The sequence below is a fragment of the Acinetobacter sp. YH01020 genome (genome assembly GCF_013420275.1).
In the GTDB taxonomy this organism is placed as follows: Bacteria; Pseudomonadota; Gammaproteobacteria; order Pseudomonadales; family Moraxellaceae; genus Acinetobacter; species Acinetobacter amyesii.
The window spans coordinates 21,991-37,257 of sequence record NZ_VOYN01000001.1; the positions used below are offsets into that span (position 1 = coordinate 21,991).

At 38.3% G+C, this 15,267-nt stretch carries 15 protein-coding genes and 2 tRNA genes; 4 read left to right on the plus strand and 13 right to left on the minus strand.

Annotated elements, in window-relative coordinates:
- Positions 1-30: 30 nt before the first annotated feature.
- The 3 genes from FTT85_RS00105 to FTT85_RS18855 form a co-directional block, all read right to left on the minus strand.
- Positions 31-106: transfer RNA gene (locus tag FTT85_RS00105), tRNA-Thr, on the minus strand.
- Between the two features lie 190 nt (positions 107-296).
- On the minus strand, positions 297-524 hold the full coding sequence (locus FTT85_RS00110) for a hypothetical protein (RefSeq protein WP_078190515.1): 228 nt from the start codon (positions 522-524) through the stop codon (positions 297-299).
- A 538-nt stretch (positions 525-1,062) separates the two neighbouring features.
- Positions 1,063-3,225: a nuclease-related domain-containing protein gene (locus tag FTT85_RS18855; protein ID WP_180182545.1), complete on the minus strand. Its 2,163-nt coding sequence runs from the start codon at positions 3,223-3,225 to the stop codon at positions 1,063-1,065.
- 257 nt (positions 3,226-3,482) lie between these two features.
- Here FTT85_RS18855 and FTT85_RS00120 point away from each other — a divergent pair, with 257 nt between their 5' ends.
- Complete coding sequence (locus FTT85_RS00120) at positions 3,483-4,562, plus strand: hypothetical protein (protein WP_180182546.1); 1,080 nt, start codon at positions 3,483-3,485, stop codon at positions 4,560-4,562.
- Between the two features lie 191 nt (positions 4,563-4,753).
- Here the strand turns inward: FTT85_RS00120 and FTT85_RS00125 are convergent, their stop codons facing one another.
- From FTT85_RS00125 to FTT85_RS00160, 8 genes are all read right to left on the minus strand, one after another.
- Entirely contained in the window at positions 4,754-5,980 is a 1,227-nt protein-coding gene (locus tag FTT85_RS00125) for a hypothetical protein (protein ID WP_180182547.1), read from the minus strand.
- Positions 5,981-6,097: 117 nt separating this feature from the next.
- Positions 6,098-6,355, minus strand: coding sequence for a hypothetical protein (locus FTT85_RS00130; RefSeq protein ID WP_180182548.1), 258 nt, complete (start codon positions 6,353-6,355; stop codon positions 6,098-6,100).
- A gap of 2 nt (positions 6,356-6,357) precedes the next feature.
- Positions 6,358-6,531 (minus strand): hypothetical protein, encoded by a 174-nt coding sequence (locus FTT85_RS00135; protein WP_180116122.1) that lies wholly within the window; start codon positions 6,529-6,531, stop codon positions 6,358-6,360.
- Entirely contained in the window at positions 6,528-6,767 is a 240-nt protein-coding gene (locus tag FTT85_RS00140) for a hypothetical protein (protein WP_180182549.1), read from the minus strand. Before FTT85_RS00140 ends, FTT85_RS00135 begins: the two co-directional genes overlap by 4 nt.
- A 243-nt stretch (positions 6,768-7,010) precedes the next feature.
- On the minus strand, positions 7,011-7,301 hold the full coding sequence (locus FTT85_RS00145) for a helix-turn-helix transcriptional regulator (protein ID WP_373886871.1): 291 nt from the start codon (positions 7,299-7,301) through the stop codon (positions 7,011-7,013).
- 125 nt (positions 7,302-7,426) lie between these two features.
- On the minus strand, positions 7,427-8,212 hold the full coding sequence (locus FTT85_RS00150) for a hypothetical protein (RefSeq protein WP_180182550.1): 786 nt from the start codon (positions 8,210-8,212) through the stop codon (positions 7,427-7,429).
- Positions 8,213-8,220: 8 nt separating this feature from the next.
- Positions 8,221-9,489 carry an integrase arm-type DNA-binding domain-containing protein gene (locus FTT85_RS00155; RefSeq protein WP_180182551.1) on the minus strand — a complete coding sequence of 423 codons (1,269 nt, stop codon included), beginning with the start codon at positions 9,487-9,489 and terminating at the stop codon, positions 8,221-8,223.
- A 207-nt stretch (positions 9,490-9,696) separates the two neighbouring features.
- Positions 9,697-9,787: transfer RNA gene (locus tag FTT85_RS00160), tRNA-Ser, on the minus strand.
- Between the two features lie 122 nt (positions 9,788-9,909).
- Here FTT85_RS00160 and FTT85_RS00165 point away from each other — a divergent pair.
- A complete protein-coding gene (locus FTT85_RS00165; RefSeq protein WP_180182552.1) occupies positions 9,910-11,790 on the plus strand; it encodes a potassium transporter Kup in 1,881 nt (626 codons plus the stop codon).
- A 202-nt stretch (positions 11,791-11,992) separates the two neighbouring features.
- On the opposite strand, the gene FTT85_RS00170 is transcribed toward FTT85_RS00165, so the two are convergent.
- On the minus strand, positions 11,993-12,709 hold the full coding sequence (locus FTT85_RS00170; RefSeq protein ID WP_180073387.1) for a hypothetical protein: 717 nt from the start codon (positions 12,707-12,709) through the stop codon (positions 11,993-11,995).
- Positions 12,710-12,972: 263 nt separating this feature from the next.
- Here FTT85_RS00170 and FTT85_RS00175 point away from each other — a divergent pair, with 263 nt between their 5' ends.
- Both FTT85_RS00175 and FTT85_RS00180 read left to right on the plus strand, forming a co-directional pair.
- Complete coding sequence (locus FTT85_RS00175; RefSeq protein WP_078193159.1) at positions 12,973-14,061, plus strand: DNA/RNA non-specific endonuclease; 1,089 nt, start codon at positions 12,973-12,975, stop codon at positions 14,059-14,061.
- A gap of 117 nt (positions 14,062-14,178) precedes the next feature.
- A complete protein-coding gene (locus FTT85_RS00180; RefSeq protein WP_078193158.1) occupies positions 14,179-14,427 on the plus strand; it encodes a hypothetical protein in 249 nt (82 codons plus the stop codon).
- Between the two features lie 98 nt (positions 14,428-14,525).
- Here FTT85_RS00180 and aqpZ read toward each other — a convergent pair whose 3' ends face one another.
- A complete protein-coding gene (gene aqpZ / locus FTT85_RS00185; protein ID WP_180063003.1) occupies positions 14,526-15,212 on the minus strand; it encodes an aquaporin Z in 687 nt (228 codons plus the stop codon).
- Positions 15,213-15,267: the final 55 nt, after the last annotated feature.

A 15,267-nucleotide genomic window follows, 5' to 3' on the forward strand; every position in this document is an offset into this window, starting at 1 on the left:
AAAGCCTCACTAAAAAGCGAGGCTAAGAAATGGTGCCGGCACACGGATTCGAACTGTGGACCTACTGATTACAAGTCAGTTGCTCTACCAACTGAGCTATGCCGGCGTTGTGGAATGCATTCTACAGATTTTTTGAAGTGGTGCAAGTTAAAAAAACAGCAAATCGAATGTAATTTATACGTTTGATTTATTCAGCATTCAACCGATGTTTGGCTCTAAAAACCAGAAAAATAAAATTAGGCAATGTTTCGCCCACAAGATGTGGGCGAAAAAATAGGATGGATGAACGTTGAGTGCTATTTCATTCTTAAAATTTGGTCTAGATCCTGTGCGCATTCCTCAAGTGTATATGCCATCTCCAGTTGCATTTGGGGGCGGAGTTCATTGGCGAGCTTTCGCCATTCGTCAATCAGACGCTGTGCTTTTTGAATTTTATGTTTATTGATGTCTTTGGCAAGGGTTGGGGTATAGCCACCACGTTTGGCATTCTTGATCTGCTTAACATAATTCTGGCTGTTATTCATGTTCTCTCCCGAATAGCAGTGATATATGAAAGGTGTTTTTTAAGTTTTTCGTTGATCAAGTTAAAAGTACCGCAATCGCGTTTCAGTTCTATGATGTTTAAATTAATGAATAATTTTTTGAATAGCACCTATATTGAGAGGATGATTTATTTTTAGCATAGGCTTAAGTAATTGTCTTTAGAATATAAAATTTGTATTTGTAAATAAACGTGTCTTTCTTACTGCCAATAAAAAATCCATAAGTCGTGCATTAGGAAAAAACGTGTGATTTAAATCCATCAATCAGGACTCAAATACTGTGAAGTTATTGAGCTAAACAAATAGAAGATCAATTAGGGGAATATTTAATATTGAGAACAATAAAATTAAAAAAGGCCTAAATTTGATTAATTTAGACCTTCGTTCTGCTTGGCATTGCAGTTTATTCTGGCGGTGAAAGAGTCCGTCAGGTTTAATATCTAAATATATGAATTAGTTAAACATAAAAAATTAAGACTGTAAATATCCCGCCATTTGTACCGTCAAAGTTTTAGCATTATTAAATAAGACAACATTTTTTGAATTTACTACCGCTACCACACGGACAAGGCTCATTTCTTCCAATTTTCTGTTGAGTGTTTTTGCTCGGTTGAGAGTTCGTAAATCTGAATGAAATGGGGTCTCCGATATTAACAAGATGTTTAGAACCTTTTAAATTAATAGCATTAACAGTAGATTCTAAATTTCTTGAATATTTCCATTCGTAGTTTTCATAAATAGCTATAGTAATATCTAATGTCTTGGGGTTAATACATAATCCACACCAACTCTCTGCGTTCTGAGAATATTTTCTACGTTCAACATGCTTTTTAAGTCTTGGGTAAGCTATTGCGTAGGGGTCTTCATTACAGTGGATAGTAATGCCTGTGTTGGATTCTGAGATAGGCATAGTTAGATCATGAGATCGTTGATCAATATTGTATTGAGCTATCATTTTGCCTATAGCTTCATTTGTAAAGTTGATCGTCGGTTCATCTAATGAAAGTAAATGAAACCCGATTTGCTGTAATTTATAAGATTTGGAAAATGAGATATTGTCTATTAACTTTCCAACATAGGTATCTTTAAATTTTGTTAATAAACCATTAGGTGTTTTTGGAACATCTTGCAATCCATCTCTTCTAGCCATCATGGCTAGTTCAAGATCACACGTAACATTGTCATCAAGCATTACCATTTCGAAATCTTGTTTAAAGTATAAATTTTGATTTATATAAATTGCTAATGTTGAAAGCTCATGATTTAAAACGATAGAACTTCCATAATCACTACGTTTGATAAGATAATCGAAAACATGTAACGGAGAAGGAAGCATCTCTGACATAGTATCGATAAAGAAAACATCAGTAACGAAAGGTTGTTTGATTACCTTATCAACCGTAAATTTTAAGAATTGTCTACATTGACTAGACAAAGCAGGATAGTGGTCTGAAACCACGCATATTGGTATAACAGTCTTATATTGTCTTGGGATGTGGATGATGTTGCCATCTGAGTTTTTTAGGACAGTATCTTGTAATTGTATAAATTTACAGCAATCTAAGGCTTGCTCATAAGCATGCTGCACGGCGTTTTTAAAATCTTTTTGAAGTTGTTGAGAATTCCCTTTACGAGAAGCGATTGTGAGTTTTTTAGATTTTGCCTGAATAACAAGAGCAAGTTCGCCAAATAGCACTAAGACATCTACTTCACCAGCTTTATCATTGCCCTTGAAAACGTCAATATTAGTTAAGACATTTTCTTCACCAAAAATGGCAGACAATCTTTTGGCAGTAAACTCTTCGGTGAAAAAACCTCTGTTTTTACCTGCCTCATTTTCATATTCTGTATCCTTAAACCAAAAAAATGGGCTTTCATATATAGACTCCCATAATGTTTGCGTACTGAAAGTGTAGTAGTCATCATCTATTTGAATAATGGGACATGCATTTGTGTAGTTGAAATCATCTACAGATTGAAAGCAATCGAGCCCCGTATCACGGGGATAAGAAAGTAGTTTATTAATGCAGGCTTCAATTATATCCAAGGAAAGCTTGGACTCTTCCACAAGCTCTTGTAGATTAAAACGGAAAAGAGGTAGAAAGCTCTGAATATATTTTCCGATGTTATTTGTTAATAAGTTATTTGCTTTTTCAAGTTGTATTTTCTCTATTGCATGAATAACAGCAACTAACTCTCCGATCGTGAAGCCATTGTTCTGCTTCAGCCACGTATTATCAGGTTCATACCTTATTTTTGAAATATCTCTATATTGATGTTTAAAAGCACCTTCAGCACTATAGAAAATAGCCTCTCTCATCATATGACTAGAAGAGAAAAAATCATTACTTAAAACTTGCTCTTTAGATAGGTCTTTTGGAAAAAATGTATGATGAAGATCTTCAAATAACTCATAAATATTAAGTGCTTTTTCGGAAATAAGTTCCTTAGATAAGGGGATGTTACCATTGTAATTTTTAAATGTTAGGGCAATTAAAGTTGCTAGTTCAGTTTTTGAGAGTCTAGTTCGGTCGTATGAGCGAATAAACGATTCACTATCGAGAGTTTCTCCCTCTACCATAATATAATTATCTTTAAATGCTAAAAAGGCTAGCACCTCAAGAAAACCTTTTTCCGCTGTAATTGACTCTAATGAGGAAAAAACATCATTTTCTGTCCGCATTTTTCTATTCCCTTAATTTCTATTATCATAAAGTTGAAAAAGGTTATACCTAATTTAATGTTAATTTTATGATAAGTGTTTGTTAAATATAATCTTATAAAGTATAAGAATGTTGGAATATATTCATAATTTATGAATGCTATACATATAGCAGGTTATGCATTTTCTAAGACTTCCTATTTTGAAGATATGTTTAAAGAATTTTTAAATAGTTTAGTCTGCTCATTTAATACACAACGCAAATAGAGAACCAAAATATGCAACTTTTTTTTGATACACCAATCGAGGATGAAAAATTTCATCCTAAGTATAAATTACTTAATAACAATTTAATGTTGCATGGTGAACGAGAAATCTTAAAGAAATGGGCTGATGGCTTCATTGATAGGGATGGCAAGATACTATATGAGCTTCAGACGACTTTTCATTCTACATTTTGGGAATTCTATATACATCAGCTACTAAAAAATATGGGAGAGACAATAGATTTTACTAAACATCGTCCTGACTTTATTGTCAAAAAAGATGATGGATCAGATAAGTTTTATATTGAAGCGGTTGTATCTGAAATTAAAAAAACAGGCAGACCAGAAGATGATAGAAATTCCGCTGATTTGGAAATGACAGAAACTCCACTTTGGAAACTACCAGACTTTGAAAATGTAATTAATGAAGGAGTCATTCGGTGTTCTAATGCATTTAGTGGGAAGCTTAAGAAATATGCAAATTATATCAAAGAGCCTTGGGTAAAAACTGATGTACCATATATCATTGGTATGTCATCATTTTCTCAATTGAATTATGGGCTTGAAAGTCATTACTCAATTTTAGCCTTACTTTATGGTTTCTATATTAAAGAAGATGGATTGAGTTTTGAAAAACGCAATTTTGTAGTGAAGCAAGAAACAGGTGCCGAATTACCTCTTAATATCTTTGATGATGAGACAAATTCTGATGTTTCCGCCGTTCTTTTCTCTAGTAAAGTTACTTTAGGGAAATTAACAGCACTTGCTATTTCAAATGGTCATCCAAATTTGAATTCGGTAATTAGTGTTTATGGAGATACAGAATTACCTTATTTTAAAATTAAACCTGTAACTCCAGACAATCCCGAGCTATTTTCGGATGGATTGTTTTTATTTCATAATCCAAAAGCAAAAAATCCTCTTAATCCTAGTATTTTCAAAGATCAGGGTATTATTCAAGTTTTTAAAAAAAATGGCTATCTTGAGTTCGATGGAGATCAGCTTCCTCTAATTTGCCGTGTAAACCGTTTCACACCAGGACCTATGAAAGAAATGTATATTTCAAAATTGGCTATTGATTTTAATTCTTAGTAGATAAAGTAGAGTACTAAGCAATGATCGATTTTTTATAAAGTAAAACGGAAATGGTAATTTAATGATACTTATGAATGCCTCAATAAGGTATTAGGACATAAGGTATATAAATAAAGCATGAAGTCATTGATTTTAAATGATTTCATGCTGTATTTTGTCATTTTGACATTGAGAGTAATTTTACGAATTTAAAACTTTCGGCATAAATTGAAAATCGCTTTAGAAACGATACTATTCAATTCCGCATGAGTCTTAATACCATCCTGTAAACTTCGTTTATTTCGATTTACATTTCTTACTTTTTGCTCTTTACCATATGGCTTGATGATTTCATCATAGCTTTCTTTAAAAGCATTAGGGGCTGTCTTATCAAGCTCTGTAAACGTCAAAAATTTGAATCCTTGTTTGATGATGTTTTGCAGATTTTCGATTGAGCAATCGGTCTCTTTGAGAATAGCTTGGTCCAAAGTCACTTCAACCCTTAGCCGATGGTCTTTAGTTGGCAAAGGTTGTCTATTGCTATCAGTCGTCTTTGCATATAGGCGATAACAAAGCGGTGAACCTTTAGGATTTACACCTAGACACCAATCGTTATTAAACCGGTTTAAGAGAACAAATGGTGATTTAGGGACTGGCGTAAATTTATTACGAATATCATCCTTTATAAATTTATAGATACGAAAATTTTTCGCAGTTTTACTGTACCTAAGGGATTTGTATAGGGCACTTAAAAAGGCTCGATTAGGAACATTGTAAAAGTCGAGAGATAATTCAATACCTGAGACTTTCATCGTTAAAGTATTTGCGCCGTACTGTGTTTCGAGTAAGTGTGCAATTTTTAATAAATCCTCTTTACTTCGAATATCATGCAGCCGGATAGTAAACGTTAGATCGTTTTGAGCAATATCGCTTTCATCATGTTTTACATAATGCCTTGTACCTGTTTTTGCTGTCAGAAAGCTTTTGATATAGCTTCTTGCATTAGGTTTATATGCAAATTTACAGATACTCGGATTTACTTCAAAAGTTAAGTCTAACCAATCAATAACCGCTTTGATTTTGATAGGTGTAAATTTAATTGAGTAGTCTTTTTTCTTCAGCAACTCATTTTTAAATTCCATGTGTTTATCAAAACAGTAACTCGAAATATTGCTTAAAAACTCAGCTTCAATCAGAGTCCAAGCATCGGCATTGACTTGGACTCTTTTTTGATAGGCTTTTAATAAAGCATCTTCATCTTGTTTTCTGGTTTTTTCTGAGACTGTGAAATATTTTCCAGAAGAATGTTCAAAAAGATCCTTAAGCATTGAATCAAATACAAGGTTTGCTTCACGATTTGATGTGTATTCCTCGCAAGTTGCTATAGCATCGTAGAGTGAATTTAAAGATGTATTGAATTGAATATAGCTTGTCATGTCTATCCTTTTTGACACGGCGAAGTATCACGCAAATTCGCCTGAGCTGTTTGTTGTAGATGGAATGAGAAAGGGGATGCGACTGCATCCCCTTATTGCGTAGTAGTTGTGCAGGGATTAATGGAATTTCAATTGTTTCCGGAATTCTTTCATTACAATTTTGGGATCAATAGCAATGTTTGTGTTCATTGTTAAGTGATCTGCAATCATGCCGCTTAATTCCTGAATATCAGCCCGTTTACTCAAGTCATACTCGTCATCAATTTGAGCAATCGTGTGTGCCACTTCTGAAGTAATTAACTCGTCAATGTGATTCGAAGCCATAGCTGTAGAACCATCATTTAAGATGATTTCAACATTGTTTTGTGTATCCATTATTAACGTCCTTGTGTAATGAAGTAGTTTTCGAATGCTGTATTAATTAGTACAGCTTCCCGGCCTTGAAAGATCAGGTAGTAAGTAGTAGATGAATTTGAACCATTTTTCATGATGATTTTACTGTCATCTAGCAACTCGGAAACTTGTTCAACTGAGACAATGGATGCTTTCATTGCATTACTCCATTTGGTTTACCTTGTTCGATAACTTGAATTTCACCATTTTGGATTTTCTGCTGTAGCAGATCATCAAGGGTACAATTCACGGCGTAATCAATACCTTCCTCTGTACCGAGGTCAAATTGTTGGTTTTTACGCATGAGTAAGCTTTGAACAGTTTCTTTAATCAGTTCTGTTTTAAGCTTATTGATTTCATCGGCAGTTACTGTGTAATTGATCATGTCAGTCATGTGACTTTCCTTTTGGTTTTGACTCATATCCGTTTCGATGAGCCGTTATGAATGCCACTAGGGCGAGGTTTGTATAACGTCTTTCACCATTAATGACATGGACGTTAATTTTGTAGCCATCTTGGGTTAAGTAATCTCTTGGATTTTTTAAGAGATACCGATACCAAGCTTTTTGAGAGCGAAAAGGTAGCCAATGAGCTAGAGCCTTTGATGCTTCCCATATAGTGAATAATTCGGTTTGCATTACTGTTTTGACTCAAGCCACTCGATAATGTCAGCCCGTTTCCATGCAGTAATCCTTGGTGAAATTTTGATCGGTCTAGGGAATTCACCACGCTTTACTTTTTCCCAGATCGTGCTCTCGCCCATACCTAACAGTCCGCGTTTTGCTGGTCTAGCTTTGATGATTCGAGTACGACCATGAGGATCTTTATAAATTTTTTGCTTTCGCTCAGCCGTAGAAGCTAATTGTTGGATACGTAAAATATCCAAATCAATTAAGGCTTTATTGATGATATGTTCTTGATGTGACACACAATTCTCCGTATTGCATCAGATTGTTTCGGTGATGTGGAGAATGCCATTACAAAGAGGTATTGAAAATTTGCGTAGATGAAGGTTGTTCATCTACGCATATAAAAATTTGTTTTATTTGTTTGTTATTTGTTCAATTTTTCTTTTAATTGGTCTCGAATAGTTCTTTCACTGAGTGGTCGACCTATATCAGCCATAGCTAAAGTAATAATTTTAGATTGTTTGGTTTTGCTCGAGTGCAATTCGGGTTTAATTTTTAATAAGCGATCGGCAAAAAACTGAACTAATAACTTGTTGGCAATATCGCGCTCTTTGTCTGTATATAGGTTGGATGCTCGATCTTCTTTTAGGGAAGAGATCAATTCTTCAATTTCATCACTTGAAAAATATAAGTCATCCAAATTTAAATTGTCATATCGGTTAAATTCAATGAGCTCTCTTTTATTGGAGTCCCTTAGAATTAGATTAACTTGATTTTCGTCAATTTCAGTAAGCATATCCCAATATGCTGCTTTCATATTGTCATCATAAAGTTGCAACTGGACATGATATTTATCTTTTAATAAATGATAAGTTTCATAGTCATGCAATTTATGTACATTTCCTACTTTGACTTGTCCACCTTTACAAAAAAGTTCATAAAGAGTGTCCTCATTTAAAGTTTGCATTTTAATTTTTAAAAAAACATCTTCTACATAATCAGTTTTAAATACAGTGAAGTCATTTTCATCATATTTACCCGAAACAAGACTATTGTAGGATTTTTTGTATAGTGCACCCGTATATCTGAAATATAAATTTAAGTAGTTACTTCTGATTAAATGCAGGACTGTAAAAACATTACTGGCTTGCTTTGTACTCTCTGAAATAGATCTGAGAGCACTTTTAAAATTAAGAAAATGTAAGGTCATGTTATTTGTTACGCACTTTTGAATTGGATGAGATTATTGTCATTTTGAGGTTTGAATACAGATACATCACCACCTTGACGTAAGGTATCCAAATAGTCTGCCCAGAGTTGCATTAGTTCGCGTCTACGGCGTAAAAATTTAGTACGGTTATATGCTGTACCATTCGGATCACGTACCGTATGAGCTAATTGGTGTTCAATAATATCAACTCGATATTCAAGCTCTTCACCCAAGATGGTACGAGCTGTTGCTCGGAAACCATGCGCAGTGTGCTTACCTTTATAACCAAGTCTATTTAGGGCTTGGCGGATCGTATCCTCACTCATGCTTTCAAGTGGTGACTTCACGCTAGGGAAAACAAATATAGAAGTTGTCTGCATATCTTCAAGCTGTTTCAAAATGTCAAAAGCTTGGCGAGCGAGGGGAACAATATGCTCTTGGTGTGTTTTGGATGCACGAAAGCATAGACGCTGATTTTCAAAATCGACGTGCTCCCATAACAATTCACGGATCTCATTTGGACGTTGATAGATATAGGCTGATAGCTTTAATGCAAGCTCTGTTCTAAAGCGTGCGCGAGGATTTTCAGCATGATACCGCCAAATCTTTTGAAGCAATGTTTTAAGCTCTGATTCGCTTACTATGGCGTTATGATTGCCTTTAATAGGTTTGGGTAAGGTAATATCATAAGCTGGGTTATACGTGATTAGGCGGCGCTTCAAAGGAAGCTTTAAAACCATACCCATAATAGATTTAACACGGCGAGCAGACTCAAGAGCACCACGTTCTACAAGACTATTCGTTACATCACGCTCAAGCTGTTCTACGCTTAAATCGGTTACAGGCAATTTTCCAATAAAAGGCAAAATATCACGGTTCAGCTTACGAATTGTTTCTCGGTCTACTTTGCCCTCTAGCTCACGAATCTTGAGCCATTCAGTTGCAAACTTCTCAAATGTATTCTCAAGTTTTGCTCTAAGTTCATCCCGATGGCTATTACGTTCCTCTGCGGGATCAATGCCATCAGCGAGCATACGCTTAACTTCATCACGTTTTAGACGTGCTTTTTCTAGGGTAACTTCATCATAGATACCCAAGGCTAAAGTATTTCGTTTTTGACTAATTGGACGGCGATAATCCAAACGCCAATATTTTGAGCCATTCTTATGAATAAAAAGATATAGTCCGCCACCATCTGCATGCTTGTTACTGCTATCAGGATCGTAAGCTAGATTCTTAACGGATTTAGCGGTTAGTTTATTGGATTGCTTAGCCAATTGTGAGCCTCATTTGACGGTATAAATTTCAGGAAAAACCTGACTCACTCCTTATTATAGTCATCTGCGAGCAGATACCGTCAAAAGTACCGACAAATATGTCGGGATACTACTAGACTGCGCCGTAGTGTATAGGCGTAAAAAAAGGCTTAAACCCTTTAGATTTAAGCCTTTCGCACTACGGTACAGTCCCGTAGAAATCAAATTTGGCGGTGAAAGAGGGATTCGAACCCTCGAAACGCTATAAACGTTTACACACTTTCCAGGCGTGCTCCTTCAGCCACTCGGACACTTCACCTTTTGCGCGGTGGATAATAGCGAAAAAAATATATTCTGCCAAGAGAAACAATTGAATTAGACAAAAACATCTTGAGCGGTGCTATGATTCGCAAAAATCCTGTCTAAATTGAAGACAATTATATGCAAAGTACTGCACAAAAAGCCGCATTGCCTGCCATCACCTTGGCAGCTTTGGGCGTAGTATTCGGAGACATTGGGACGAGCCCATTATATGCGCTGCGCCAATGTTTCCTCACAGCACACTTGGCGATTAGCGAAGCGTCTGTGCTGGGTATTCTGTCCCTGATTTTCTGGTGCATCATGCTGACGATTAGTTTTAAATACGTCAGCATCATCATGCGTGCAGATAACAATGGCGAGGGCGGTATTATGTCGCTGTTGGCCTTGAATCTACGAACCACACGAATTGCCGAAAACAAAAAAATTTACCTGATTGCCCTTGGCTTTATTGGGGCATCTTTGTTCTTTGGTGATGGGATCATTACCCCCGCAATCTCTGTGTTATCCGCGATTGAAGGCTTAAGTATTGCGACGCCGATGTTTAACCAATGGCTGCAACCCTTATCGATCGGTATTTTAGCGGGGCTATTTTTAGTGCAACGCCATGGCACAGGCACGATGGGTAAATTCTTTGGGCCTTTAACGCTCATGTGGTTTTTATCCATAGGCGGATTTGGATTATGGAGTATTTCGCAAACGCCATTTGTGTTGACCATGATCAGTCCGCATTGGGCTTTCAATTTTGTAGTACAGCAGCCCTATGTTGCATTCTTGACCATGGGTGCGGTCATATTAACGATGACAGGTGGTGAGGCAATCTATGCCGATATGGGGCATTTTGGCCGACTCCCAATCCGCTTGGCATGGTTTATTGTGGTGATGCCGTGTTTGCTGTTGAACTATGCAGGCCAAGGTGCCTTACTACTGCGTAATCCAGAAGCTTTAGCCAATCCATTTTATATGCTGATCCCACAATGGGCACTGTATCCAATGATTGCTTTGGCGACAGCGGCCGCGGTGATTGCCTCTCAAGCGGTGATCACAGGGGTGTTTTCTATGGTCAATCAGGCGATTCAATTGCGTTATTTGCCGCGTTTGACAGTGAAACATACCTCTGAAGTTGAACGTGGTCAGATTTATTTGCCATTTATTAACTGGGCATTGTTTATCTCGGTGCTGATCTTGATCTTGCTGTTTGAAAACAGTGCGAATTTGGCCAGTGCGTATGGCGTAGCTGTGACCATGACCATGCTCTGCGGTACGATTTTGATCTCAGTTTTAGCTTATGGTTTATGGCGTTGGCCGGTTTGGAAAGTGGCGATTTTTGCAGTGCCATTTTTATTGATTGATTTGATCTTTGTTGCATCGACATCATTAAAAATCGCAGCGGGCGGTTGGGTTCCAATCCTGATTGGTGCGGTATTGTTTACGATTTTAATGACGTGGAAAGATGGACGGGCATTGGTGCTCAATCGGCTCGGTAAAGATGCTTTGCCTATTGACCTGTTTATTCGCAGTGTCAGCATGGGTAGTGAAACCAAGTTTGTTCCAGGTGATGCCGTATTCTTGACAGGAACGCCTGAGATCGTGCCTCATGCCATGTTGCATAATATTAAGCACAACAAAGTTCTGCATGAACGCAATATTATGGTTACGGTCAACACCCGAGATGTGCCATTTGTACCCGAAAATGAGCGGGTGATCACGGAAAAACTAGATGATCGATTCTATCGAATCACGATGTTTTATGGGTTTAAAGATCAGCCGAATATTCCTGCCGCTTTGGAGCATGCGTATCGTGAATTGGGCTTTGAATTTGATCTAATGCAAATCAGTTTCTTTATTTCCAGAGACCGTATTATTCATACCTTGGGTGAAGGCATGGCACCTTGGCGAGAAAAGCTGTTTATCTCTATGCAGCGAAATACCAGTCCAGTCAGCGATTTTTATCAAATTCCAACCAACCGTGTGGTTGAGTTGGGCAGTCAGATTGAAATTTAAGACCTAAATTGAACTTTTAGGCATAGATTTAAAAGTTAAAAATGAAAAAGCCAGATCAATTCTGGCTTTTTTTATCTGTAATAATTGAATTTTTTTAGTCCAAAGACATAGAGATCATTCTGTTGCTTTTTCCTGGGAGGAGTATGCGAGCAAAGCAACAGAATGAAGATGTTGCGTTATTTCATCCTTGAAAATACGCTGATTAGTTGATTGTCGCGTCTACATCTGCAGAGGCTTCAGGCGCAGCTTGGATGGCTTCGTCAGCAACAGGTGCTTCTGGGTTGGCTTGAATTGATGCATCTGCAGGATTTACACTTTGAGTCTCAGGTGCTGCCATAAAAGCATCTTGTTGTCCTTGAGGAGCTTCAGGCAATGCAGCCGATGCGCTATCGGCATTCACTGGCGCTTCTGCAGAAGAGGCAATGACGGGTGCAGCGTTGTTATCCGCTGATACGGCTTCAGGTGCTTGCTGTGCTGTTTCCACAGGTGCTTCAGTTACCGCGGCTTCAGGTGTATTGGCCACTGCTGTTTGTTCAGTTGGAACGGACTGCTCTGTAGGTGCAGCAGCTACACTTTGTTGTTCATTTGCGAGTGCATTTTCCGCTTCAGTCACGGCTTGTTCAGCATTTGCAGGAACTGCAGGGGCATTCGGATCGATTTGGTTTGCCTGAGCCTGTTCAGGGTTTAAGGGCTGTTCTGTTGCAGCGGCATTGACTTGTCCGGCAGGAGCTTCAACCAATTGAACTTGGCCACTTGAAACTAAGTCCTGAATGGAACCAGGTTGACCATTCACGGTGGTCACAATTTTGACTTTAGATAAGCTTTCTAATGTATCACCGGGTTGAATCGGCGGCTCTGCAAATGCTGCTGCGCTCATTAAACCTGAAATTAAACCTAAACCTAAAATTTTAGAATGCATAATCACTCCGTATATTTTTATCGCAATTTTTCGTATTTTTACCTTGTCATAATTCTTGAGGCGAATTCAATGAAACATACGCAACTGCTTCATGACCTCCTATAAAGAACTGCACAACTGCGACATAAAGTTACATCAACTGCTGCTTTGTTAAACAATATTTGTGTGATTGTTAAGCAAATTAAAAAAGAAAAGTGTACTAAAATATGCACCCTTGCTAAGCTGCGGAAAAATAGTCCTTTTAGAAGTCATTGTTGTAAGTCATGGTCAAAAAGAAACGCAATTCAGCAAATCCACTTTCACAGTTATTTGGTCAAAATGGCATAAAAGTGCTGTTGGGTCTGGTGGCAACAGGAAGCTTTGCTATTGCTTTCGGGCAAGAAAAAATTCAACAACTTGTTTCTATGAGCAGCACTTCAAATAGCGCCTGTTTGGACCAATTTTATCGTGAAGTGCCACCTTATTTGGTCCGTGAAAGCCTACATAAAAACAGTTTTCCACTGTGTTTTAATGGCTTTAATGTCATGTATTCAGGGATATCCAAGACACCGCTTTGGGTTGCAGAAGCATTAACCCCCGCACGGCTGAGTCAAAAAATTCCGCGTGAAGATAACTTTCATGAAGAGACTCGCGTGCCGTCTGAATATCGGGCTTTGCTGTCAGACTATAAATCTTCAGGCTATGACCGTGGACACATGGCGCCAAATGCCGATATGCCCAATAAAGCTGCGCAGTTAGATAGTTTTTCTTTGGCCAATATGGTGCCGCAAGCTCCAAAAAATAATCAGCAAGTGTGGCGTGAGTTAGAAGAAGCCACACGGGCGATAGTGACCAAACAAAAGCAAGATGTCTATGTGGTAACGGGGCCGGTATATAGTGCGAAAAAATTAAAAACCATCGGGCAAGGGGTCATCGTGCCGACCGCTACTTATAAGGCGATCTATTTGCCGAAAAAAGGTGTTGCAGGCGTGTACTATGCGGACAATACCTTGCGTGATACGGCACCGACAGTCAAAGTCATGAGTATTTGTGCGCTAGAAGAACTGACTGGAATTAATTTCTTTCCAGAATTAACTGAAGACCAAAAGCGTAATACCTACCGTTTGCCACTCAAAGCCACCCAAGTAAAAGCAAATCAAGATATCGCTTATTTGCATTGGGATGCTGAAAGCCAGTGTGCTGCAGATGTCGCAGAAGACAAGATTTTAAGTTTGCAAAAAGAGTTTAAATCGAGTGGTGGTTCTGTGGGAGAGACATCCATGGCAAGCAGTGAAAATGACAACAATCAAGATGCCTTGGTCAAACAATTGATTGAAGAAATTCTGCAATATCTGCTACAGATTTTGAAATAATTGAGTAGATAATAGCGCTGAACTGCGAGCGATGAAGAGGATCATTGCTTGCAGTTGAAATCTTTTTCACGTATTTCTATTGCTGCATCACTACAACAAAAAAGAAGGATATCCATCATGTTCAAAGCATTTGAAAATGACACTGCGTCGCATGCAATTCATGACTTAACACTAGAAAATGGCCAAGATCGAATTAATATTTATGGCAACTTACAGGTGACGAAAGACCAAGCAGGTTTAGCTGCAGCGAAAGCTTTACAGGCATTTTTCAATGATGTGGTGACCACGCTTGAGGCAGAAACCAACTTAGCTGAAAAAATAGCGCAGGGCGGTGAAGACAACGAAGTAGAAAATCCATTTCTTTAAAGCTGTGTCATCGGCCGTCGAAGGAAGCAAAGCTCAATTCGGGATGAATGAAAAAAAGCTCACAGATTGTGAGCTTTTTTTATGGTGTCTTCTTCTATTTATGCGTCTTTTGCCATCAGTTTATAGATGACCGCACCAATCACCGCGCCAATGATTGGGGCTACCCAAAATAGCCAAACTTGTGATAGCGCAGCAGTTTCAGCAAAGAATGCCACACCCATACTACGCGCTGGGTTGACCGAAGTATTGGTGACGGGAATGCTGATGAGATGGATCAATGTAAGCGCAAGACCGATTGCAATTGGGGCAAATCCGGCAGGTGCACGTTTATCTGTTGCTCCCATGATCACAATCAGAAAGCCAGCCGTCAGCACAATTTCAATGACTAACGCTGAGAGCATAGAGTATTTACCTGGAGATAATTCACCATAGCCATTGGTGGCAAAACCGCCGACTCCTGTAAATCCGGCCTGACCTTGTACAATGATGAATAGAATAAATGCGGCGAGGGTTGCACCCAGCAATTGAGAAATAATATAGGGTGCTAGTTCTTTGGCTTCAAAACGACCACCGGCCCACAAGCCGATACTCACGGCAGGGTTAAAATGTCCCCCTGAGATATGACCCAGCGCATAAGCAGCCGTTAACACCGTTAAACCGAAGGCCAGTGCCACGCCTGCGAAGCCAATGCCAAGTTCAGGAAAGGCCGCAGCCAAGACCGCACTACCACAACCACCAAAGACCAGCCAAAACGTACCAATCAGTTCTGCTAAATATTTATTCATTTAAAACTCTATTTGTTTTTGTCATTTGGAATAGATTTTCAATCTTTCACTCAAC